Source organism: Mucilaginibacter sp. UR6-11 (genome assembly GCF_020880695.1).
GTDB lineage: Bacteria > Bacteroidota > Bacteroidia > Sphingobacteriales > Sphingobacteriaceae > Mucilaginibacter.
Window position 1 is genome coordinate 56,384 of the sequence record NZ_JAJIWO010000011.1, and the last position, 23,578, is coordinate 79,961.

General features: G+C 42.3%; 24 protein-coding genes. 11 read left to right on the plus strand and 13 right to left on the minus strand.

Features of this window, described 5'->3' with window-relative positions:
* Window positions 1-36: 36 nt before the first annotated feature.
* Both epsC and cysM read left to right on the plus strand, forming a co-directional pair.
* Window positions 37-846: a serine O-acetyltransferase EpsC gene (gene epsC, locus LJ658_RS19355; RefSeq protein ID WP_230548203.1), complete on the plus strand. Its 810-nt coding sequence runs from the start codon at window positions 37-39 to the stop codon at window positions 844-846.
* Between the two features lies 1 nt (window position 847).
* Window positions 848-1,720 (plus strand): cysteine synthase CysM, encoded by an 873-nt coding sequence (gene cysM, locus LJ658_RS19360; RefSeq protein ID WP_230548204.1) that lies wholly within the window; start codon window positions 848-850, stop codon window positions 1,718-1,720.
* 23 nt (window positions 1,721-1,743) lie between these two features.
* Here the strand turns inward: cysM and LJ658_RS20605 are convergent, their stop codons facing one another.
* The 5 genes from LJ658_RS20605 to pdxA form a co-directional block, all read right to left on the minus strand.
* Window positions 1,744-2,694: an acyltransferase family protein gene (locus LJ658_RS20605; protein ID WP_370633099.1), complete on the minus strand. Its 951-nt coding sequence runs from the start codon at window positions 2,692-2,694 to the stop codon at window positions 1,744-1,746.
* A gap of 201 nt (window positions 2,695-2,895) precedes the next feature.
* Complete coding sequence (locus tag LJ658_RS19370; protein WP_230548206.1) at window positions 2,896-3,888, minus strand: glycoside hydrolase family 43 protein; 993 nt, start codon at window positions 3,886-3,888, stop codon at window positions 2,896-2,898.
* 10 nt (window positions 3,889-3,898) lie between these two features.
* Window positions 3,899-5,104 (minus strand): DEAD/DEAH box helicase, encoded by a 1,206-nt coding sequence (locus tag LJ658_RS19375; protein ID WP_230548207.1) that lies wholly within the window; start codon window positions 5,102-5,104, stop codon window positions 3,899-3,901.
* A 214-nt stretch (window positions 5,105-5,318) separates the two neighbouring features.
* Window positions 5,319-5,747, minus strand: a complete 429-nt coding sequence (locus LJ658_RS19380; protein ID WP_230548208.1) for a CBS domain-containing protein — start codon at window positions 5,745-5,747, stop codon at window positions 5,319-5,321.
* 118 nt (window positions 5,748-5,865) lie between these two features.
* Window positions 5,866-6,918, minus strand: a complete 1,053-nt coding sequence (gene pdxA, locus LJ658_RS19385; RefSeq protein ID WP_230548209.1) for a 4-hydroxythreonine-4-phosphate dehydrogenase PdxA — start codon at window positions 6,916-6,918, stop codon at window positions 5,866-5,868.
* 166 nt (window positions 6,919-7,084) lie between these two features.
* Here pdxA and rsmA point away from each other — a divergent pair, with 166 nt between their 5' ends.
* Window positions 7,085-7,864: a 16S rRNA (adenine(1518)-N(6)/adenine(1519)-N(6))-dimethyltransferase RsmA gene (gene rsmA / locus LJ658_RS19390; protein WP_230548210.1), complete on the plus strand. Its 780-nt coding sequence runs from the start codon at window positions 7,085-7,087 to the stop codon at window positions 7,862-7,864.
* A gap of 4 nt (window positions 7,865-7,868) precedes the next feature.
* Here rsmA and LJ658_RS19395 read toward each other — a convergent pair whose 3' ends face one another.
* Complete coding sequence (locus LJ658_RS19395) at window positions 7,869-8,921, minus strand: hypothetical protein (RefSeq protein ID WP_230548211.1); 1,053 nt, start codon at window positions 8,919-8,921, stop codon at window positions 7,869-7,871.
* 25 nt (window positions 8,922-8,946) lie between these two features.
* On the opposite strand from LJ658_RS19395, the gene LJ658_RS19400 reads away from it, so the two are divergent.
* From LJ658_RS19400 to LJ658_RS19410, 3 genes are all read left to right on the plus strand, one after another.
* On the plus strand, window positions 8,947-9,903 hold the full coding sequence (locus tag LJ658_RS19400) for a 2-hydroxyacid dehydrogenase (protein ID WP_230548212.1): 957 nt from the start codon (window positions 8,947-8,949) through the stop codon (window positions 9,901-9,903).
* 269 nt (window positions 9,904-10,172) lie between these two features.
* Window positions 10,173-10,646 (plus strand): transcription elongation factor GreA, encoded by a 474-nt coding sequence (greA, locus tag LJ658_RS19405; protein ID WP_230548213.1) that lies wholly within the window; start codon window positions 10,173-10,175, stop codon window positions 10,644-10,646.
* Between the two features lie 74 nt (window positions 10,647-10,720).
* A complete protein-coding gene (locus LJ658_RS19410; RefSeq protein ID WP_230548214.1) occupies window positions 10,721-11,128 on the plus strand; it encodes an HIT family protein in 408 nt (135 codons plus the stop codon).
* On the opposite strand, the gene LJ658_RS19415 is transcribed toward LJ658_RS19410, so the two are convergent.
* From LJ658_RS19415 to LJ658_RS19445, 7 genes are read right to left on the minus strand one after another with little or no spacing between them, the layout of a single operon-like run.
* Complete coding sequence (locus LJ658_RS19415) at window positions 11,097-12,338, minus strand: O-antigen ligase (protein ID WP_230548215.1); 1,242 nt, start codon at window positions 12,336-12,338, stop codon at window positions 11,097-11,099. The two genes, LJ658_RS19410 and LJ658_RS19415, sit on opposite strands and share 32 nt — an antisense overlap.
* Complete coding sequence (locus LJ658_RS19420; RefSeq protein WP_230548216.1) at window positions 12,319-13,443, minus strand: DUF1972 domain-containing protein; 1,125 nt, start codon at window positions 13,441-13,443, stop codon at window positions 12,319-12,321. The genes LJ658_RS19415 and LJ658_RS19420 overlap by 20 nt, the downstream gene beginning before the upstream one ends.
* Window positions 13,440-14,522: a glycosyltransferase family 4 protein gene (locus LJ658_RS19425; RefSeq protein ID WP_230548217.1), complete on the minus strand. Its 1,083-nt coding sequence runs from the start codon at window positions 14,520-14,522 to the stop codon at window positions 13,440-13,442. The genes LJ658_RS19420 and LJ658_RS19425 overlap by 4 nt, the downstream gene beginning before the upstream one ends.
* A complete protein-coding gene (locus tag LJ658_RS19430) occupies window positions 14,522-15,481 on the minus strand; it encodes a glycosyltransferase (RefSeq protein ID WP_230548218.1) in 960 nt (319 codons plus the stop codon). The genes LJ658_RS19425 and LJ658_RS19430 overlap by 1 nt, the downstream gene beginning before the upstream one ends.
* A complete protein-coding gene (locus tag LJ658_RS19435; protein ID WP_230548219.1) occupies window positions 15,478-17,133 on the minus strand; it encodes a hypothetical protein in 1,656 nt (551 codons plus the stop codon). The genes LJ658_RS19430 and LJ658_RS19435 overlap by 4 nt, the downstream gene beginning before the upstream one ends.
* A gap of 45 nt (window positions 17,134-17,178) precedes the next feature.
* Complete coding sequence (locus tag LJ658_RS19440) at window positions 17,179-18,633, minus strand: oligosaccharide flippase family protein (protein WP_230548220.1); 1,455 nt, start codon at window positions 18,631-18,633, stop codon at window positions 17,179-17,181.
* Window positions 18,634-18,648: 15 nt separating this feature from the next.
* The gene (locus LJ658_RS19445) at window positions 18,649-19,446 is read right to left on the minus strand and encodes a glycosyltransferase family 2 protein (protein ID WP_230548221.1); all 798 of its coding nucleotides are present in this window, start codon (window positions 19,444-19,446) and stop codon (window positions 18,649-18,651) included.
* Window positions 19,447-19,701: 255 nt separating this feature from the next.
* Here LJ658_RS19445 and LJ658_RS19450 point away from each other — a divergent pair, with 255 nt between their 5' ends.
* Genes LJ658_RS19450 through LJ658_RS19470 form a run of 5 tightly spaced genes read left to right on the plus strand, consistent with a single transcriptional unit; the run spans window position 19,702 to window position 23,577 of the window.
* Window positions 19,702-20,340: an RNA polymerase sigma factor gene (locus tag LJ658_RS19450; RefSeq protein WP_230548222.1), complete on the plus strand. Its 639-nt coding sequence runs from the start codon at window positions 19,702-19,704 to the stop codon at window positions 20,338-20,340.
* On the plus strand, window positions 20,337-21,614 hold the full coding sequence (locus LJ658_RS19455; RefSeq protein WP_230548223.1) for a hypothetical protein: 1,278 nt from the start codon (window positions 20,337-20,339) through the stop codon (window positions 21,612-21,614). Before LJ658_RS19450 ends, LJ658_RS19455 begins: the two co-directional genes overlap by 4 nt.
* A gap of 3 nt (window positions 21,615-21,617) precedes the next feature.
* Window positions 21,618-22,163 (plus strand): YceI family protein, encoded by a 546-nt coding sequence (locus LJ658_RS19460; protein ID WP_230548224.1) that lies wholly within the window; start codon window positions 21,618-21,620, stop codon window positions 22,161-22,163.
* 29 nt (window positions 22,164-22,192) lie between these two features.
* On the plus strand, window positions 22,193-23,107 hold the full coding sequence (locus tag LJ658_RS19465) for a DUF5777 family beta-barrel protein (protein WP_230548225.1): 915 nt from the start codon (window positions 22,193-22,195) through the stop codon (window positions 23,105-23,107).
* 29 nt (window positions 23,108-23,136) lie between these two features.
* Entirely contained in the window at window positions 23,137-23,577 is a 441-nt protein-coding gene (locus tag LJ658_RS19470; RefSeq protein ID WP_230548226.1) for a ubiquinol-cytochrome c reductase iron-sulfur subunit, read from the plus strand.
* The last annotated feature ends 1 nt before the right edge of the window (window position 23,578 follow it).

The following is a 23,578-nucleotide window of genomic DNA, read 5'->3' on the forward strand; positions in this document are numbered from 1 at the left end:
CTTGCAATGCAGAGGGTAGCAAACCATTGTAATATTATGAACGACGAATTTTACCGGCAGATATTAAATAAACAGCAACTGGCTGAAGCCGTACCTTCTAATAAGGAAATTACGATCTGGGCTATGCAGGTAATACGTTTGTTGTTTCCTGAGCAATCAAAAAAGGTATTTATTTCTATAGGCCAGCTGCAGGACGAATTTGCAAAGCTACAGGAAGAGCTATTGCATATTATGAATGCCACCAAAGCTTGCGGTAATTGTGATAATAAAGACAGGGCCAAAAGTTTCTTTGACCAATTACCCGAATTATACCGCATACTGAATACCGATATCCAGGCTATTTTTAATGGCGACCCGGCAGCGCGCAGCGAGTTTGAGGTGATACGAACCTACCCGGGATTTTTTGCCATATCATTTTATCGTTTGGCGCATAGTTTATATAAGCACGACGTGCCGCTGATCCCGCGGATATTAACCGAATACGCGCACACCAAAACCGGTATAGATATACACCCGGCGGCTGATATAGACGAGTATTTTTATATAGATCACGGCACCGGCATTGTTATTGGCGAAACCAGCCGTATAGGCAAAAATGTAAAACTTTACCAGGGCGTAACTTTGGGCGCACTAAGTGTGGCCAAATATATGGCCGATACCAAGCGTCATCCAACAGTTGAGGATAATGTGGTGATCTACTCGGGTGCCACTATTTTAGGTGGCGAGACCATCGTTGGTCATGACAGTGTTATAGGGGGTAACGTTTGGTTAACCAAGAGTGTAGAACCATACTCAAGGGTTTATCATGCGCCTGTGGTAAAGGTTTTAAAAAAGGAGAAAAAATAGCATGGCAACATTGATTGACCTGATAGGCAATACACCGCTGGTTGAAATTAAACGGCTTAATCCTAACCCAAATGTTAAAATATTTGGCAAGCTGGAGGGCAATAACCCGGGTGGCAGTGTAAAAGACCGGGCAGCGTTAAACATGATCAGAAGCGCTTTGGAGCGTGGCGATATTAAACCAGGCAGTAAATTGATTGAGGCTACCAGTGGCAATACCGGCATTGCCCTGGCGATGATTGCGTGTTTGTTTGGCCTGGAGATAGAGCTGGCCCTGCCATCAAACTCCACCAAAGAACGAACGCTTACCATGGAGGCCTTTGGAGCCAAAGTAACTCTGCTGGACGGCATTGAGGCCTGCCGCGACTACGCCGAAAATAAAGCAGTTAATGAAGGCTATTTTATACTGAACCAGTTTGCCAATCATGATAATTATATGGCCCATTATAAAACAACCGGCCCCGAAATCTGGCGAGACACAGACCAAAAAATTACCCATTTTGTAAGTGCTATGGGCACCACCGGTACCATTATGGGTTGTTCAAAATATCTGAAAGAGGTTAGTCCGGAAATTCAAATAATAGGTTGCCAACCCACCGAAGGCTCATCCATCCCCGGTATACGCCGCTGGCCGGAGGCTTATCTGCCGAAAATATTTGATCCGTCAAGGGTAGACAGGACAATGGATATTTCTGAAACAGATGCCATAGCCATGAGCCGCAGATTCGCGCGCGAAGAAGGTGTTTTTGCGGGCATGAGCAGCGGTGGTGCGTTATCAGCGGCTATCAAACTGGCCGAAGAGGTTAAGGAAGGCGTTATTGTATTTATATGCTGTGACAGAGGCGACAGATACCTGAGCAGCAATTTATTTGGATAAAGTCATCAGGTATAATGCTCAACCTAATTGTTATGGTTCCGTTTAGCGTTGAGATCTTTTTTAATAAAGTGAGACTTTAGTTTCAAAAAAGGTTTTTCATACAGATAATAAGAGACATTGGCCACAATTAAAAGACTCAATAATTGAACTGGAATTGAGCTTGACGGGATAATTAGATTTTGGGAATTTGTAAATAATTGTTGCCAGATATATAAGCTATAAGAGAGCAATCCGAGGTATACCAATAGCTTACTATTTAAAATCGTTACAAGGATGTTGGTAGTACTTAAATTTAATATTATTACCAATCCAATCAATACCGGAAAAAGTACAATATCTAAGTAAGGAACGAAAAATAAAAAGCGATGGCTGCTTATTAAGATGGCAATCACCAACAAAATTAAACTTAAATAATTTGTTATCCAGCGCTTTTTTATTTCAAAAAAACCTTTAAACATCAACATAGAAAATAAAGAACCTATTAAAATATTTAAAGTGCTTCCAAACAGGTTTATTATTCCGTAAGTAAAAAGGTGAACTATACGATTTGAATAAAATATACCTATGTTGTGGTACCCCAACCACATAATTACCGGAATAAAAACAACCAATAGCAATAAAACTTTAAAATATTTATTTGAACTGAAGGCTAGCAGAAATGGAAAACTTATGTAAAACTGCTCTTCCACAGATAAACTCCAAAAGTGACTTGTATACCAATTATAGACATTTTTAATTGGTAGATTTTGAAAAAAACATAAGGCTGAGAGGAACGATAATCGTTGGATATTTAGGTGCAAATAACCGTTTAAAACAAAAAGAGTCAGCAGATATAAAAAAGCTACCGGTAGTATCCGCAAAAAGCGCCTGGCATAAAATAATTTTAACGAAATATTGCCTGTTTGTATTTTTTCTTTTAATAGTAGCGTTGTTATTAAAAAACCACTTATTACAAAAAAAATCTTTACACCAATTTCTCCATTAAAAAACTATGTGTAAGGCTTGCCCAAAAACAAATGGCTTAGTATGACAATTATTATAGAAAGTCCTCTTAGCCCGTCTAAACCAACAAGTTTTGTAGGTTGTAATACCTCAGGAATTACTTGTATATCGCTTAGTAACTTGGTCTTTAACGTTACCAAATTTTGTTTTAATCTGGCGCCCATGATAAAACATTATTTTACCACCCTTGCCGCAACACCCTCGTTGGTGATTTTCACCGGCAGGATGTGCCCATCAGCATCAAAATACATTTTATCAATACAGGTTACCCGGTGGTTGCCGTCATGCTCACCTAAAGGACGACGGTGATATATAATATACCATTCATCTGTTTTAGGGATATTGATAACCGAGTGGTGTCCTGCGCCAGTAGCAACGCTCATGTCTTGCTTCAATATTACGTCAATGCGGTTAAACGGGCCTGTAGGAGAGTCGCCAATAGCATACGCTACGCGATAGTTAGGGCCAGTCCAGCCACCTTCGCTCCACATTAAATAATATTTGCCTTTGCGTTTAAACATCACCGGGCCCTCTACGTAATCTTTAGGGGTGATAGATTTAAAAGTTTCGCCATTAGCAAACGGAACGACGTCCGTAAAATCGTTTTTTAGCTTCGCGATATTGCAATGTCCCCAGCCGCCATAAACAATGTAATACTGGCCGTCGTCATCTTTAAACACAAACTGGTCAATAGGTTGCGCCCCGTTAATGATCTTACCGATCAAAGGTTTGCCCAGGTAATCTTTAAATGGTCCGCCCGGTTTGTTGGATACTGCCACGCCGATACCGCCAATCTCGTGGTCATTTTGTATATCATTGGCACCGAAAAATAAATAGTACTTGCCGCCCTTTTCGGTGACAGCAGGTGCCCACATGGCACGTCTGGCCCATTTAACGGCAGATGTGTCTACAATACGATCATGTTTGGTCCAATGCACCAGATCGGTTGATGAGAAGGCGTCCATCAAAACCTGTTGGTTATATGGTGCGGAGTAAGTTGGATAAACCCAATACGTTTTCCCGAAGATCTTAGCCTCAGGATCGGCATACCAGCCCTGTACTATCGGATTCCCTGAAGTTGGTTTTGGCGCTTCCTGCGCAAAAGTAATCCCTGCAGATACTGCAAGGATGGTAATGGTTAGCTTTAATGATTGATAAAGTCTCATAAGGTATTACTTACTTTTTCCAGACGCGTTTTTTGCCCCTGTTATTGCGATTTTGATTTGGTTTCGCTTCCTGCCTAACCTCGGCAATACTGTTTAAATGCTCGGGTAGCGGGTGTTGCGTGATTTTTCTGTCAATTAGTTCTTCAATACTTTTCAGCCTGCGCTCGTCACGGTGATTTACAAAAGTAATGGCGGTGCCCGTAGTGGCGGCCCTTGCGGTACGGCCAATACGGTGAACATAATCCTCCGCATCGCCGGGTACGTCATAGTTAACTACCAGGTCAATGCCCTCCACATCAATGCCGCGCGATAAGGCGTCGGTACCAATGATAATTGGCAATTGTTTATTTTTAAACCGCAGCAAAATTTCCTCCCGTTCCTTTTGCTCCAAATCAGAGTGGAACGCTTCCGCTTTAAGGTGTATGCCCTTTAATTCTTTGTATAATGCTTTTACAATTTCTTTCCGCGAAGCGAAAATAATGGTGCTTAAGTAGTTTCCATCCTTTAGCAAATGTTGTAATAACGGCGTTTTTTGCTGATCGTGTAAACGATAGATCTGCTGATCGATACCGGCCGCAGGCTGCGAGATAGCAATATTGATCTGTTCCGGATTGTTCAATACCGATTTAGCCAGGTTGCGGATACGCCCCGGCATCGTTGCCGAAAATAACAGTGTTTGCCGCTCTTTAGGCAGGTAACTTATTATACGCATAATATCGTCAGAAAAACCCATGTCCAGCATACGGTCAGCTTCATCCAAAATCAGATGGTTGATTTGGTCCAGCTTTAATATGCCTGATGTAAGGTGGGCTATCAGCCGGCCGGGTGTGGCAATAATAATATTTACATTATTTTGTATGCCACGGCGCTGCTGTTCATATACATGTCCGTCGCCACCACCAAACACGGCGATAGAGCTTATGCCGGTAAAATAGGCTAGCCCTTCAACCTGCTGATCTATTTGTTGTGCGAGTTCGCGCGTTGGAGTTAGTATAAGGGTACTGGTATGGTTTTTAGCCGTACGGCCTATTTGTTCAAGTACGGGTAATAGAAAGGCCGCTGTTTTGCCGGTGCCTGTTTGGGCGCAAGCTATTAAATCCTTACCCGCTAAAATCAGCGGAATTGCCATTCCCTGTATAGGGGTTGGGGTAATGTACCCCATGCTCGTAACGCCCTCTGTTAGTTCGTTGTTAAAATTAAAATCCTGAAAAGTCACTATATTTTTTTGTGTGGTACAAGATAAGCAAAAATTGTGGTGCCAACAGTATTTTTAGCTTATTACTGAATGTCAATTAAGACGTAAGCGCAAGCCAATGCAACCGCTTTAACGAATCTACTTCCAAGGGTTAGCGGTATTAAATCCAAACTTAACAAGCTACATTTGGAAAATATTACAGAGAATGGTTGTCCCGGATAAGACCGGAACATTCTTAAGATTGTATATAATTCTTCAATTGCTCTATCGTATCCTCATGCGACAGGATGGTTTCATTAACCACATCGCTCATAGATATAATGCCGCATAACTTATTGAAGTTAAATACCGGCAGGTAACGCACATTGCTTTCACTCATGATATGCATACAGGTGTCTATTGAATTATCAGGCAGTAGCCTTGGCAGGTCTGTACTCATAATTTCACGTACGGTGGTGTGATCTGATGATCGGCCCTCTAAAATAACTTTACGCGCATAATCTCTTTCTGTAAGTATGCCCGAATATTCTCCATGCTCAGTCACTACTACAGAGCCAATGTTCTTGTCGGCCATCAGTCTTAATGCATTTAACACTAAAGTATCGGCATCAATGGCAATAACATCCCCACCCTTGCGGGCAAGTATATCTGAAATTTTTCGCATAACGTTAAGTAATTTAGTTGAACAATGGGTTATTTCAAATATAACGAAATAGAAAATAAAAAAAAGCCTCTGAATGAGGCTTTTATATTAACATTTGTGGAGTTCTGTTGTTGAATAGTTAATCCCTATCGCGTTGCAGCTTAGTAAATTGCAGCGGGTTTTCATTCAGCTCCAGGCCTTCCTTGCGGTGTTTTGCAATATGTAACGCTGTAAATATCGCCTCGCGGAAAGATACTTCAGATGCTTCGTTTTTACCGGCAATATCATAAGCTGTGCCATGATCGGGCGATGTACGGACGAATTTCAGCCCGGCCGTGAAGTTAACGCCCGATTCAAAGGCAATTTGTTTAAAAGGAATCAGGCCCTGGTCGTGGTACATAGCCAGCACTGCATCAAATTGCATATAGGTAGCGTTTGCAAAAAAACCGTCGGCCGCGTATGGGCCAAAAGCCAGTATGTCATTTGCCCTTGCCTCTTCAATAGCCGGGATAATAGTTGTTTGCTCTTCATCACCAATCAACCCATTGTCGCTGGCATGAGGGTTAAGCCCCAATACTGCAATTTTAGGTTTACGTATCCAGAAATCATCCCGCAGACTGGCATTCATCAACTTTAACTTAGCCAGGATCTTTTCGGTAGTAATACTTTCTGGTATCCTTGAAACCGGAATGTGGCCGGTAACAATACCAACACGCAGTGTATCGCTTACCAAAAACATTAATGATTCGGCGGCGCCGTCACGGTCCTGTAAATATTCTGTATGACCAGGGAAATTAAAGCTTTCGCTTTGTATAGTGTCTTTATTAATTGGGGCGGTAACCAGGGCATCAATTTCGCCGCTTAGTAAATCAGCGGTTGCACGCTCCAAAGACGCAAACGCAAATTTGCCAACCTCCTTGTTAGGCACACCCGGCTCAATTTTTACATCTTCATCCCAGCAATTGATCATATTGGCACGCTTAGGTTGCGCTTTTGACGGATGATCTATCACATTAAAGTTAAGCTCATTGGCTTCGGTTACACGGCGGTAAAACGATGCTACCTTAGTATGCCCGTAAACAATCGGTGTGCAATAGTTAAATATCATACTGTCAGACAATGTCTTGATGATGATTTCTAAGCCGATGCCGTTTACGTCGCCTATACTGATGCCTATTTTAAGTTTATTCATTTTTTTATGATGATAGCCGGTGGGTTTATAATTACACCGGTTGCGGCTTTTACCTTTAACCTTTGGCTCTTTGCTGCAAATTTATACTGCAAAGAAAAGATTTTAGGCTAAGAGTTCCTGATTAAAGCACAAATATGACGTAATTTGCTCAAATATTTGATTAATAATGACATTAGTACGGGCAAAAAAACATTTGGGCCAACATTTTCTTACCGATAAAAACATCGCTGCCAAGATAGTGGATAGCCTGCGCCCCGAAAACAGGTATACGCAGGTGCTGGAGGTTGGCCCGGGTATGGGTATCCTGTCTGATATATTATTGGAACGCGCCGGGTATGAGGTGTCATTAATCGATATCGATACGGAGTCGTATGAGTTTCTGCAAAAAAAATACCCCAAGCTTGGTGAAAAACTGATAAATGCTGATTTTTTAGCGATGGATTTCGCCGCCACATTTAATGGACCGTTGGGTATAATTGGCAATTTCCCCTATAATATATCATCTCAAATACTTTTTAAGGTGCTGGATAACCGCAGTCAGGTGGTAGAGGTAGTAGGCATGTTTCAAAAAGAGGTTGCCGAACGCTGTGCCGCCAAAGCCGGCAGTAAAGAATACGGTATACTAAGCGTATTTTTGCAGGCTTATTACAAGGTTGAATATTTGTTTACCGTTAAGGCCGGAGTTTTTAATCCCCCGCCCAAGGTGCTGTCGGCAGTGATCAGGTTAACCCGCAACGAAGTGGCGAATTTGGATTGCGACGAGAAGCTTTTTTGGCAGGTAGTAAAGGCGGGTTTTAATCAGCGCAGAAAAACGTTACGCAACGCATTGTCATCTATCATCAACAAAGAAAAAATGACCGGTGAACCACTGCTTGATTTGCGTGCCGAGCGCCTGACGGTCGCCGACTTTGTTAAAATAACCCAACAGGTAACGGCTAACCGGTAATTCCTTAATTTACAATAGCGATAGCATTTGGTGTAGTTGCCGAAAAATAGCCCATCAACTTGCCATTTTCATCCGTAAGTTTCCAGACATGTGATATAAAGGTTTTTTGTATTGCCCTGTTATAGGGTGAAATTATACCATACGGGCGGGCCTTACCGGTAAAGTCTATAAAAAACAGCTTTATTTTATGAGGCGTATTATTCACAAACATTAAGGCTGCCTTTTTACTGTCTGAGCCGGATAAGGTGCCGGGTTGTACCTGCTTAGCGGTGCTAATATTAATAATTGGGGGCTGCAATTTGCCCGAATAAATAGCTTTTAATAAAGCATAGCCTTCAACATCATACTTCATTAAACCATCAGGCCCCGGCGCCGGGATTTGGGCTCCCTTTAAAAATTCGCCATGGCCGCCAAAGTACCACATGGATAGTTCGGCCCAGTACTCGCCTGCGTCAACTGCGGCGCAAGCCCCTTTCCATAGACCTTTATTTAAAGCAAAACGGTATTGATTTTGAATTCTTTTCTGCAAACTATCATTGAGCCCGTAATACATAATGTTGTGGGCAAATTCATGTATGCAAATATCTGATCCGGCATAGCGATCGCCGGGCAGATTCAATAAGCTTTCTTCGCCGCACGAGGTATAAATGCCGCCCATGCCGCGGGTTCGGGTATCAATATTTGAGGTAACACCACTCTTGTCAACATCGGATACGACTTTTTGACCCCTAAACTCGGGCAAATCAGATGTTGGCTGATCTTTACCAATGATATGGATCTCAACCCCCCATTGCGCAAGGTTATGCCGGGTAGCCGGGATATTAGCCAGCATCATATTTATTTTTTGACCGGCTGCAATCAGCGCCCTGTCATCAACCACGCTTGAAGAACGTATGGCTACGCCCCCGCAATCAAGGTGTTTGGTATAAAAGCCAAATACCGGCGGACTAACCTGAACAACGGGGTCTGCAGTGGTTGCCTGTGCCATGGCATATTGCATAGTACAAATTATCCCCGTAAATAATACCAATGTCTTTTTGAGGAATAGGGTAATCATATTCAAAAGTAGTTAATCTTTCGTTATGTATATTTGGCTTTTTAGTGATATGGAGATCAACAACAGAATACTTATAGCAGACGATATACACCCCATCTTTATTGAACAAGCTGAAGAAATGGGCTATACCTGCGATTATCAGCCAACCATAAAATTAGATGGCGCGCTGCAAATTATTGGCGATTATGCCGGGCTGGTTATCCGCTCAAAATTTAATGTGGACAAGCAGATAATTGACGCCGCCGCGAACCTGCGTTTTGTTTGCCGTGCAGGTGCGGGGATGGATAATATTGATGTGCCTTATGCCGAAGAAAAGAATATAGCTCTAATCAATGCCTCGGAGGGTAATATGGATGCCGTAGGTGAGCATGCCGTAGGCCTGCTCCTGGCCTTAATGAACCACTTTAATACTGCCGATGCCGAGATCCGTAATGGCCAATGGAGACGCGAAGCTAACCGCGGGTTTGAGTTAAAAGGTAAAACAGTGGGGATAATAGGCTATGGTTTTATGGGTAAAAGTTTTGCTAAAAAGCTATCGGGTTTTGAAGTTGAAGTAATTGCCTATGATAAATATAAAACAGGTTTCTCTGACCGGTACGCCCGCGAAGTTAGCATGGAAGAAATTGTAAAACACAGCGATGTATTAAGCGTACATGTCCCGTTAACTGCTGAAACAAACGGCATGATCAATGACGAACTGCTGTTTCATTTTAAAAAGCCTATTTTTTTTATCAATACGTCTCGTGGTAAGGTGGCTAAAGTTAGGGCGGTGTTAAATGCAGTTAAAGCCGGTAAAATACTGGGCGCTGGACTTGATGTGCTGGAGACAGAGAAATTCCCGGCGCTGGCAGAGCAGGAATGGTTTGACGATCTTAAAAAATCAAACAAAATAATATTAACGCCGCACGTTGCCGGCTGGACGTTTGAATCATATCGCAAAATAAGTGAAGTAATGGCGGCGAAGCTCGGAGAGCTTCGGTAGATCAGTGAATAGTTGAGCAGTGATTAGTTGCCTGCTGCTTAAACTAATCTCTGACCTCTAATTACGAATCATCAATTTTTTGTGCCCCGCACAAAAAATTTGCATTTTAAAACTTAAATAACTTATCTTCGTTTTACATAAAACAAGACTATATGGGCGCGCCTTTATAGTCTTGTTTGTTTTTAAAGTCATTGCGTCCTTCTATAAAAAAAGGGAGGGCGGTTTTTTTTGGCAACCAATTAGATAAAAAGAATTTTAAATAGAGCGTTATGGCAGAGGTAGCATATTTTACCAAAGAGGGTTTAGAGAAGTTAAAACAAGAGTTACAAGAGCTAAAAACAACGGGCCGTTCTAACATATCAAAGGCGATTGCCGAAGCACGTGATAAGGGCGACCTTTCTGAGAACGCCGAGTATGACGCGGCGAAAGAAGCACAGGGACTGCATGAGGCTAAAATATCCCAGATGCAGGAAACACTGGCTAATGCCCGTTTGCTGGATGAGTCGAAATTAGACGCAACAAAAGTATTAGCTTTGTCTATCGTTAAAATAAAGAACGTTAAAAACGGCGCCACCATGAGTTACCAGCTGGTAGCCGAAAGCGAAGCTGATATGAAAACCGGCAAAATATCGGTAAGCTCGCCAATTGCCAAAGGGCTGTTAGGAAAAAAAGTAGGCGAAATAGCCGAAATAACCGTACCGGCCGGAAAAATGGAATTTGAGATATTGGAAGTAAGCAGGTAATTGTTGTTATATGTTTGACGTTTTGGGCATGATTTAACTTACGACGTCAAACCGTTAACTTAAAACATCATATCATGTCAAGCATATTCACCAAGATCATAGCCGGCAATATCCCCGCCTATAAAGTTGCTGAAAACGATGAGTTTTTAGCCTTTTTGGATATTGCCCCGCTGGCAGAAGGCCACTTATTGGTTGTCCCTAAAAAAGAGGTTGACAAACTGTTTGATCTGGATGATAAAACCTATACAGGGCTCATGCAGTTTGCAAAAACGGTTGCCATAGCTATGGAAAAAGCGATCCCCTGTAACCGTATCGGGGTTACGGTGATAGGTTTGGAAGTGCCCCATGCCCATGTACATTTAATACCAATTAATGGCGTTAATGACATGAATTTTACCCGCCCCAAATTGAAATTTACGCCGGAAGAGTTTCAGGCCACTGCCGACAAAATCAAAGCAGCTTTTTATCCCCTGAAAAAATAAAGAAAGAGAAGAAGAACGCATAAAAGATTACCCCCTTATCTACATCAAGCAGATTTTCTGAAAACGATACAAAGGTTATCAGCAGCATAAAAGTAAAAAACAGCAGGTCCTTATGTTTTAAAGCCTGCGTAAAGCCAAACCACAAGGTAGCCAGGTAAACCAGCAAACCTATTATCCCCGACTTTAGCCAAAAACTTAAATACTGATTATGTGCGTTAAGATGGTTAAGAAACGAATTATAATATTTCTTTGCAAAAAAGCTTTCATGTAACAGGCTCAGTTCTGAGCCGGCTCCATAACCAATAACCGGCGATTTTTTTATCAGTTCCGCGGCGGTGCGCCAACGGTCAAGACGCGAATCAAACTGCTGATCTTTTGAAGTTAGGGCCAGGTCATATTTTAAGTTGGTGACATAACGATTTTTTAAAATGCCGAAGCTAAATATACCTGCAATGAGCAGCACCGATAAGGAGCCGGTAACCGCTATAAATGTAAGGCGTTTTTTTCCTTCTAAAAGAAATAACGGAATGGCCAGGTTGATAATAAAGAACAGTGGTACAATCACCGATTTTGAAGAGAGCTGCACCAGCCCGGCTAAAAGCAGACAGGCACAACAAACATAAAAAAACCGCCAGTTTTTTAAGGGCTCTTTAAGCAAAGCCGACAACAGGTAAATCAACGCAACAGCCAGTTGCATAGAAAAAAATGTAGCATGGATATCAATAGGTTCTGCAAAATTATGGTTGGTGAATGCTGAGGTGAAGATGGCCCGGTAAGGCAGTCCGTAAAACCGGATGGTGCGTAGGGCATCCAGATACAAATAAGCAACAACTGCAGTACAGATCGATGAAAACCCCAATAGTAATTGGTCGCGATATTTTTTCAGGTCAAAAGATGTTAAAGAAAATATTACCGGGAACAGTAAGATGGTAACATGCCTGCCCCACTGATTGAAAGCTCCCGGGAGGTTAATAGTGTAAATTGTGCTTAATACGGTAACAAAAAATACGGATTGCAGCACTAGATTTCTGCGCGTTAAAACTGGTCTTATCGCTTGTTTATTAAGCTGTATTAAAGTGTGTAAGCAGAAACTTATCAGGATAATATGGCTATAAAACATATTAAAAGGCAAACTGGCCATAAAAAGCATAATATGATAATAGCTTATTTTGGCAGCTGTGGTGCTTTCTTTAAGTAATAATCCGTTCATTGTTATAGTTCAGGTAGCATTCAATCGCATATTGCTCATAACCATCAACTACGCTCTCCCAGTTAAACAGGTGTTTTATTTTTTGCAGGTTATTGCTAACCATTACCTTTTCAGTTTCTTGTCTTTGTACGTTTTCAACCAAATGCTTTACATCTTTTGGGTTTGAAAAATAAAAGGCATCGGTACTCAACACGGCTTGGTTAAAGGGGTTGTTATGTGCAGCAATTAGGGCTTCGCTGGCCATGGCTTCTAATAATGATGGGTTGGTGCCGCCAACGCTGTGGCCGTGAAAATAGAGGTATGAGTTGTTTTGAAGGGCACGTACTTTGGCGGTATCAAAAATGGCCCCCTTAAACTCAATGCGGCTATCATTTTGAAATTTATGCGTTATGAATTTGCCGAACCGGTTGCCGGTATCCCCTAAAACTTTAAATGGTTTGCCCGAGTTGCTTTGATTATAACCTTCCAGGATAGTTTCAATATTATTCTCTGGCTCCATCCGCGCCATTAATAAAAAGTAATCTTCTTTTGCCGCTTCGGCCGGGGTTATTTGCTCCCGCTCAAGTGGGGTTATCATATCCGCACCATAGGGTATATAACGACTGTCGATATCATATTTCCGGGCCAGGTATTGTTTAATAACCATTGAGTCGGACACGTAATACCGGCTATGTTTTACCGCCAGTTTTTCGGCATATTTTAAAAAGCTTTGTACCGGTTTTGAGTATTTTGATCGTTTCCATTCCAGGCCATCCATATTGGTAATGATGGCGCTGTTTTGCGGATACCAGCTGCCCCAAACCGAGCTGCTGGTGTAACCCATGATAATGATCACATCAAATGCCCTTTTACGGGCGTCGCGGATACAATTCAAATCATACACAAACTGCCCCGCCGAACCAATTAGATACTCCGGATCATAACAATGGATTATGTTTACGCCATTCCAGTTGTCTTTGGTGTAGGGATGGTTATGCGAGTTATAAACGCATACATTGTGCCCGCGTTTAGCCAATCCGGCTGATACATATTCTGATATATGCTCAAACCCACCGTAGTGGTTGGGGATGCCCCGGGTTCCTAATATGGCTATTTTTAGTTTCATGCGCTGGGTAGTACTAGTTGATACGCGTTAAGTGTACAATAGGCTGCCTGCGCCCAGGTATATTTTTTTAATATTTTTTTGCGGAGCTGTTGATTTATTTTCGCAGTACTTGCCTGCTCAACAGCGGCTAGTATGCTTTCAGGCCGGGCAGGATCACAATAGAAGGCATCGTTCTCGAAATATTCGCGGGTATCGCCTTTGTCGGTAATAACCAGATTGCAGCCCATTGCCGCAGCCTCAACCGAGCTCAGGCCAGTTGTTTCAAACCAGCTGGGTAAAACGTGTACGCCGGCCTTTTGATAATAAGCCACCAGTTCGTCCTGTGGTAAATGAGCGATAAATCGGATGTTTGCTGCCGCGATATTATGGCACTCCTGATAATAAGCTTGCTGATTAGGACTGTGATTACCTATCAGTAATAGTTTAAACTGGGTGTTATTTAAAGCTTTTATTAAATTAAGCTGATTTTTTATTCCCTCGATGCGGGCAACGCACAGCACCAGCAACGGATCTTTTTCAACGGTTCCATCATATTGAAACAGCCTGGGGTCAATACCATTTGGGATGATACCATATTTTACATTGGATGGATAGGCTTTTAAAACGCGCAGGTATTCTGATTCAGAATTAGGTAAGATCATTTTAGCAGACCGCAATATTTGTTGTATGCTTTTCCGCTGCCCCTTCCAGATGTAAGACAGGCTTGATAAATGATCGCGCCCAAGCAGCCAGCGGGCTACGGTTTTCAGGTATTCAATACTGTCGGGCGGCAAATAGCTAAACAATGATCCCAGCCCCTTACGGTAATGTTTATCATACTCGCTATAATCAACCAGTATGGTTGATACTACGTAAGGTTTATGCGCCTTTTGGCTATGATATACTATGTCCGCGGGACGTATAATATTGAAAAAATGTAATAGGTCATATTGGCTGTAATCAATAACTTCATTGCTTAGTTTGATAGTTGCGCAAACACCCAGATCAGCCAGGTGCGACGCGGTTTGCACCGCCTGCACGGTATCGCCGCCCGGGACGGTATATAAGGTAGATCGTGCTATAATGGCCACCCTCATCATTACAAACGGTTTGGACTGAGTTTATGCAGCCAGGTTATTATGCTTTCGGGGAAATAACTTAGCAGGTACAGGAGGTAATTTTCAAAGCGCAGCGGATATATTTTTATGGCTTTATTAAAGTAATTTCTGGCTCTTTCTGGCTGATGGTTAGCTGTAAGGAATTTTTTTCCGCATAGTGAATTATAGGCCCCTTCTTTTATTTTTCGTACATCCTGATCCCTGATAATAGCCAATAATTCGTTACCCTCGGCAGCAGTTATCGAACCACGTAAAACTATCCCGCGCTTTAACTCGCGGAACCTGCGGCCGCGCCATTTCTCGTCAATCGTAACTGAGCTTGAGTTAAGGCGATATTTAATCAACGGCTCGGTAAGGTTACAAAACAGGCCCTGGTTTACCAGGTTGGTCCACAGTAAATAATCTTCAAAGTTATGGGCGTGGGTGGGATAGCCACCGGCATTTAGCACCGCAGCTTTTTTATACATCACTGCAGGGTGCACAAACGGGCAGTAGAAATAAAGCTTAGCCATGATCTGCTCATGCGAGTAGGCAATGCAGTGAAAGTCGAATAAAAAATCGCCGTTCTCTAAAATATACTTCGCCTCACTGCCCACTAAAATGTATTCAGGGTTATCCTGTAAAAAACGTATTTGTTTTTCAAGGCGGTAAGGATAGCAAATATCATCAGCGTCAAACCGGGCAATATACGGCGCCCTGGCGTACTTAAGGCCGGTATTCAACGCGTCGGCCACGCCCCTGTTGGATTGGTTAATTAATACTATCCGCTCATCATTAAAACTGTTAATGATAGCCACTGTTCCGTCGGTCGATCCATCATTAACAATAACCAGTTCAAAATCAGTATAGGTTTGCTGCAAAACAGAAGTAATGGCTTCGCCTATATATTTTTCAGCATTATAAGCGGGCATTAAAACGGTTATGTTTGGCGTGATTTTCATTTGGAATATGCTTTGGCGCTAATTGATTCTTTGCCTTCTTTAATATTTAAAAAGAGGAGCAATTCAAAAAATACAATAACTGATAACTGCTCGAACCAGTAATCAATAAAAAAAATAAACAGCACCAACAGCAATATGGGGACACCATAGGTAAGCGTAGCATAGTTCCCCGTAAAAAAGCCCAGATAAAAAACAAAGAGGGCCACTAAACCAAGCAGGCCATATTCGGCCAATAACTGGTCATATACTGAAAATGGACTGTTGGTTAATGAATGGGTAGCTGCCGACTGGGTAAAAAAGCTCAGGTAAACATCAAGATGATTGCTTAAAAAATCAGGATTGATATAAATATACTTTTTAGGATATCCGCCCGTAAAAGCCAGGCCGGTTGCTCTGAATGTCAGCTTTGATGAAAAATTGCCTACGCCGGCACCGGTCAATATTTTTACAGGATGATATTTTAAAAAATTAACAGTTTGCAGCAACCCGATAACTTTTCCCGGGGTGAGGCTTAATTGATGGGAGCGTGAAATAGGGAGCGCCGCCTGGTTCGTATTGACAAAATCAACCAGTTGCTTTTGTTCCGGCGGTGTTGTTTTAAGCCATTGGTAAGCCGGTGCGTTAACATCCGGCCCGGGTATTATTATTTTTCCTTCCGGCGTTGCCAATACCCCAGGGGGGAGCTTGCTGTGCTTTATTTGGTTAATAGGTAACGCTGCGATACTATCTAGATAAAGCGTGGCAATTTTTTCTCTTTTTTCATCCGGGTTTAGGGTGCTGTCGGGCCGTCGGGTAATTGGTATATGGTTGTTTTGGGGCCACGGCGATATGATTTGTTTTTGGTAGAAAGCAGTTTTAAGGGTATTCACCACGTAATTATTGTTCTGCGGCGATATCCTGGCCATAAAAACCACTAAGAAGGAAACACAGACAATGATCACACTTTTTTGGTCGCGGTTGCTGTTAAAAGCAAACAGAAATGCCAGTATGGCCAGCGTAAATACATTGGTAAAGTTGCTACCGGTAAGCAGTAAAATGATCATGCAAACCAGCGTCATCCCCATGTTTTTTTTGGTAAGGAAATAGATAACGCCAAAGGCGTTCAACACGGCGTTGGTTGTCGAGGTATCAAAGGTAATGCCTTTAACAAAGTCGCCGGTGCTGATAAAATATTTTTGGTATTGGCCCTGGTAAGTGTAGGGATTAACGGCGTGCGTCTCTATTACAATGAAGGCCAGGTTTAATAATGAAGCTATGGTATTAATAATAAAAAAAAGGACGATTGTGCGGTGTATGGTTTCAGTATCATTTTTTTCCACCGATAATTTAACCTGATGGATAGCAAGGATGCAGATTAGCCAAAAACCGATCCCGGTAATAAAAACCAGATTATAATTGAAATTAGAATAGTGGCCATTGAGTATAAAGCCGGCCAGCGCCACTAAAATTATTAAAGGATAAAACAAGGGTAACCTTGAGTTTTTAAGTTTAAAGCCAAACTTAAAATCAAACTGTAGTAAGTAGATCAGGGCAATTGCCGGAATCTTTACCGCCAGTTTTACATTTAAAAGCAGCAGCAAAAACAGCAGTAGTTTCCAATCGGCATAGCCTCTTAGTTTTTTTAAATTTAAAGCTGATTGCAATTGCGTCATCCGTGTTTTCGGCCCCTGTAAAACCGGTTAATCCCGATAGAGGGATTACGGCCGAAAATTGGGTTTGGTTGCCTGTAGCGGCGGCACCTGGCCAAAAATAGTTTTAAATCTTTGCGTGTCTTTTACCTGGATTTGCCCGGTAAGAAACAGTAAAATCCAATAATTTATTATTGAGCATGGTATCACCGGCCAGCCGGCGGCAAAAAGAGCTTTGGCGGCAAAGCAGCTGCCCAGGGCGCAAGCCATACAAATAATTAGCGGCTGCCATATTTTATTCAGATCAGGCAAAGTGTTTTTACAACTGTAAAATATAGCCTGGGCAATACAGGCCAGCAAAAATGCAATTGCGGCGCCTTCGTTTTTATAAATAGGGATAAGCATGATATCGCCGGCCATATTAACCGCCAGCGTTACTATAAACGCGTTCAGGATCATTTTTAAACGGCCCTGTGCAAAAAACATCGTCCACAAAAAATTCTCGATATACAGCAATGGTAAGCAGAGCGATAATATGAAAATGGTATTAATATTTACCGCACCGTATTTGCCGCCGGTGAGCCAGTCAATGACAGGTGCCCAGTATATATTTAATACCAGTACCGTAAACGCTGCGATGGTAATTTCTATCCTGATCAGAAATTTCAGGCTTTCGGTATTAATATCGCCCTGCTTAAACATTTTGGTAAAACGGGGGATAAGCAGCGGTGCAATGGCGAGCAGGGGCAGCGTGGCCAGTTCAAATAATTTATAGGCAAAACTATATTCGGCCAATTTAACGGCCGACAACATGAAGCCGATAAATATCCAGTCAAACCGCGCCAGCGATGAGGTAATTAATACTACCCCCATTTGGGGCAAAGCTTCGCGCAACAGGTTAAAATAGTTGGCCCTGTCCCATTTTACCACAATACGTATTTGGGTAGATCTTTTAAATAAGAGCAATCCTGTTACAAATTCTAAAGCATCGCCCGCTATAAAAATGGCGATGATTGTTGTCAGGCCGAGTTTATGAAGTATTAAAAAGATCAACAAACAAACAGCCCGGACCAAATTGGAGATAACGGACAGGCGGGCCAATAAATTAAACATTTCCAGTCCGTTTGCAGCTTGCTTATAGGGGGTCGAAAAATAGATCATCAACTTTCCAATACCTATCAGCAGCAATAAATTATATACCGCGGGCAGGTTAGGCAGCCATATGTAGCCGGTAAACAGTAAACCGTAAAACACCAATCCGGTAATTAAAGTGTGGGTAATGTAAAGTGACAGTGCTGATTCCTTATCATCCCCCGAGGCAATTTTCCGGACGATGAGCTGATCCATCCCGCAGGAAAGAATATTAAAGACGGCTAATAAAATGGCCAGCGCCAGGTTGATCTGCCCAAAACTGTCTTTGCCAAGGCTGGTTGACAGCACGTAGAATATTACCAACCCCAGCAGCTGATTAAAAATCAGCTGCAAAGCATTTGCCGAGAGATTTTTTAAGTGGGGCCTTTTCACTATACAGCTAAATAATTAATACTCAACCGCTAATTTAGGTTTTAGGTATTGTTTTTTCTTAGCGTTATTTTCGAGGCGAAGGAGGTAGTGGTATTTAAGCCATTTGTTTTTGTAGGTAATGCGTGCAATAGCCAATCCTTCTTTTCCATCCAGGAAACCGCCAAAAAAAATGTAGTTTTTTATAAAGCTAAAAATTGGCGATAAATACAAATTAACAGTATTGGCCTTTTTGCCAATGCTCAAATATTTCTCGGCGCTAAGGCGCGCGTAATAAAGCGCTTTGGCATTACACTCCCTGGTGTTTTTTACCGAGTAATGATGTATAAAGCCATCTAAGCGCTGCATTTTGGTATGATCGGGCAGTACCAATGTTTCATGCACGTTTGATTGCGACCATTTAACCCGGGTACGGTTAAATAACCGAATATGATGATCCCTGCCCCAGCTGCCATAACGTATCAGCTTTTTTCCGAAATAAGATTTAAACCTAACGTCATACACCATGGCCGGGTCGTCAAGTTTCAGGCTATGCAGTGATAGTGCCAGTTCAAGGTCGGCAATTTCATCGGCATCGATGCTTAAAATCCAGTCATATTTAGCCAGGGCAATCCCTTTGTTCTTGTTAGTGCCATAGCCATCCCAGTTCCGCTGATAAACCCGGCAGCCCCCGGCCACCGCAATGCTATACGTTTCATCGATACTGTAATTGTCAATTATAAGTATATCATCTGTTATCATTTTTGCCGCGGTAATACAGTCACCTATAACTTCAGCTTCATTTTTGGTAATAATTACTACGGAAACGGGTATCATGCCAATGTTATTTATACGTGTTTTAACAGGTTGATTACTATGAACACGGGCACGGATTATAAAAGGTTGCCTATCCGTATAAAAATTACAATTGAAATTCGTAAGTGCCTGTGTTTAAACATTAATTGTTTTAATGGGCCTTGTTTTCAATTATTTTAAACTAAATTTAAATTGCGGGGCAACCTTTAGGCTGCAATCAACGTGATGCATATAAACACGGGATAATATCACTTTAGCAACTATTTTATAACCCATATGGGCGAAGAAGAGTTACATCAATTGATCGACGGCTGTATGAAACAGGACAGGAAATGCCAGAAAATGCTGTATAAAGCATTTTACGGTTTTTCTATGGCCATATGTTTGCGTTATGCCGGCGACCGTGATGAAGCTGCTGAAGTGATGAACCAGGGCTTTTTTAAGGTTTTTACCAAGATAGAATCGTACGACACTACCCGCCCGTTTAAGGCCTGGCTGGGCAGAATAATGATGAATGTATCAATTGATTATTACCGTGCCAATCTTAAAATGGCATATGCCGAAGATCTTGACCAGGCCGAGCACCTGTATGATGCCAGCATAGCTACAGACAATAATTTAAATTATAATGATCTGTTGGCTATGGTGCAAAAGCTGCCACAGGGGTACAGAACCGTTTTTAACCTGTTTGCTATTGACGGCTACTCGCACGAAGAAATTGCCGAGATGCTGAACATTAACATAGGCACGTCAAAATCAAATCTGTTTAAGGCCAGGCAAAAATTAAAGCAAATGATACAGGATGCTGACTCATCCGGTAATTATATAAATGGAGTGAGTTTTACACCGGTAGTTGCCATGAACGCATCTGTTATTACGCCGGTGTTCTATAACGATAAAGGTATTAGAGAATGAAAAAGGAAAAGGGCATAGATGACATCTTTAAGCACGGCCTCGGGGACCCGGTTGATGAAACCGCATTCAGGGAAAGTGATTGGGATGGACTGGAAAATATGCTCGATGAGCGTAAGGGGAAAGGGAAGATTTTTTGGCTGCCCATTTTAGGCAGCGTCGCCGCAGTGTTGTTGGCGTTTTTTGGCTTGTGGATGTTTAGGCCACAGGCAACACCAACAAAACACAATACAGAAATGGTTGCCACTAAAACTATAAAAAGCAAATCATCTGTTGCTTATGTTCCACAGTCACGGCAGCATCCGGCAGTTAACCAGCCGTCGCAAAATGGTAATGCACCAGTTTCTAAATCAATAAGTACAACGGATGATGGGAAAATAGTTACACAACCGGGTAGATCATCGTATTTAGCCGGAAATTTAAATAAAAGGAAACGCGGTGTGGCAGATACGGCTCCACAAACCGCAGGGAATTACGGGATATCGGCTGCCGCCAAAAAAGGCCGTGATGCAGCAGGGCCTAACACCACTCTGGCCGCCATAAGTACAGGGGTTGTTACAATAGATAATGGTTTGCAGGTGCCGGCCATTACCACAACTGATATTTTACCGAAAAGGGGTTTTGATGCATTAGCAGCCTCGAAGCCCGTAAGCAAAAAAATAGGTACTTCGGCATTTCGTCCGCAATTTGCTTTAAGTGTACTGGCCGCTTCTGAGTTAAATGGGGTCGGTTCATTCCAATCCACAAGCAGCGGCACTAATTTAGGGCTGATGTTTTCAGTGGGGGTAAAGAAGTTTACCCTAAGCACCGGCGCAAATTACTCTACCAAACCATATACATTACCGTTTGATCAGTATCATACTTCTTACCAGTTTAAAAATACCCCCCAGTATGTAACCGCCGATTGTCGGGTTTTGGATATCCCGATAAATATCGGCTACCAGTTATACAACAAATCGCGCAACAAGATAACCGTCGGCACCGGCATTTCATCATACATCATGATGCATGAAAGTTATACTTATGATTATGGCAATACATCAACGTTATACGGGCCGTCGTATTACGCAGTAAAAAACAAGGGTAAATATATATTCAGTATTATGAACCTGCAGGCAAGTTATGAGCGCCAGATAAATTCAAAAGTGGGGATAAGTTTACAGCCTTATCTTAAAGTGCCATTATCAAATATAGGCTACAGCCAGGTTAAGGTACAAACCTTTGGGGTAGCTGTAGGGCTTAACTGGAACATAAATTCGTTAATAAAACCTAAGTAAAACATGAAACATATCAGTATTATTTTACTCGCCTGGCTAAGCATCATGAACCAGACGGGGCAGGGACTTTATGCTTGTAAAAACGCTCAGATCAGTCTTTTTTCGAGCGCACCCATAGAGGATATCGCCGCTAAAACATCCTCAGGCACATCGGTTTATAATTCCGCCACCGGAGATTTGATTTTTAGCGTGGCGATAAACACTTTTAAGTTCCCCAAGGCGCTTATGCAGGAACATTTTAACAGTGATTACCTGGAAAGCGACAAATACCCACGGGCTACTTTTAAAGGTAAAATACAGGAACATCCAGATCTGACCAATGATGGGAACTATCCCATAACCGTAACCGGCGAGCTGGATGTACATAATGTAAAGCAAACCCGCACCATACCTGCTACGCTTACGGTAGCGGGTGGAATTATCACCATGAAAGCAGAGTTTACGGTAAAATGCGTCGACCATCATATTGATATACCGAGGTTGGTATTTCACAACATTGCAGAGAGTATTAAAATTAATGTCACTGCCACTTATACGGCAGCCAAATAAATAATAAACACAACACAATTATCACAACAATGAAAAAACACATCGCACTATTAGCCTTGCTGGCAGTAACAATGGGAGCAAGAGCGCAGCAAAAATCAGCGGCAGATTCTTTAATGAACGCTATGAATGCAAACGAAAAACCGGTACCGGTCACTATATTTAAATCAAGCCGGTTAGTATTGGCCCAAACTACCGAGACGGTTAAAAAGAACGAGCTAAACTTCCAGATCATTCACCGCTTTGGCGACATCGCCGGCAGCAACGGCGGCGGCCAAACCGCATTTGGTATTGACCGGGTTAACGATGTTTTCTTTGGATTTGAATACGGGGTTAGCGATAATTTTAACATTGATCTGGGCCGCAGCACTATTGGCCAATTGGTGCAGTTAGAGGCAAAATGGGCAGTGATGCATCAAACATCTGATAATGCTTCGCCATTTGCAGTAACCCTGGTTGGCGAAGCCGGGGCAAAGCCTTATCAAACAGCAACCTTTCCTACATTTAGCAGCCGGTTGTCTTATTTAGGGCAGGTTATCATTGCGCGTAAGTTTTCGTCTGATATTTCTTTGCAGGTATCGCCAACTTATGTGCGTGATAATACACCGTTCCCGCTATTGCCGGGCAACGAGCAATCTTTTTTTGCGATGCAGGCTTCGGCACGCATTAAATTAACCAATCACTCCGGTTTGATATTTGATTACGCCCATCCCTTTTCAAATTTCAGGAAAAACACCGACACTTTTGAAGACCCGATAGGCTTTGGCTACGAGGTTGAAACAGGTGGTCACGTTTTTACAGTAAATATCACCAATACTAACTCGGTATCTGAAATGAATATGCTAAGCAACTCGCAGCAGCGTTTTTCAAAAGGTCAATACCGCATAGGTTTTACTATATCCAGAATGTTTGATTTTAACCCAAAGGTTAAAAAAGAGAAATACTAATAGTTATCCAACAAAAGAGCGAAAAGATTATGGAACGTGACGAATTTTTATCGAAACTGGGCATAGGCGCCCTTGCCGCCTGTATGGGCTGCAGCCTGATAGCCTGCAGCAAAAGTGGTGATGCAAATCCTTCAGGCGGCAATAATACCACAACCCCGCCTGTGGGTACAACATTTTCTATCGACCTGAATTCGACACTTACTTCGGTGGGCGACTCGAAAGTAAGCAATGGAATTATACTGGTAAGAATTGCCGCCGGTAATGCCGCTAGCTCATTTACAGCCGTACAGGTAGCTTGTACCCATGAAGGCACCGCTATTAATTATAACAATAACCAGGGCCTGTTTATTTGCCCGCTGCATGGCAGTGAGTTTAGCAAGAGCGGCGCGTTGATACAGGGCCCGGCAACCACATCATTAAAGCAATATACGGTTGCAGTTACCGGCAGTACTTTAACGGTGACCGTATAAC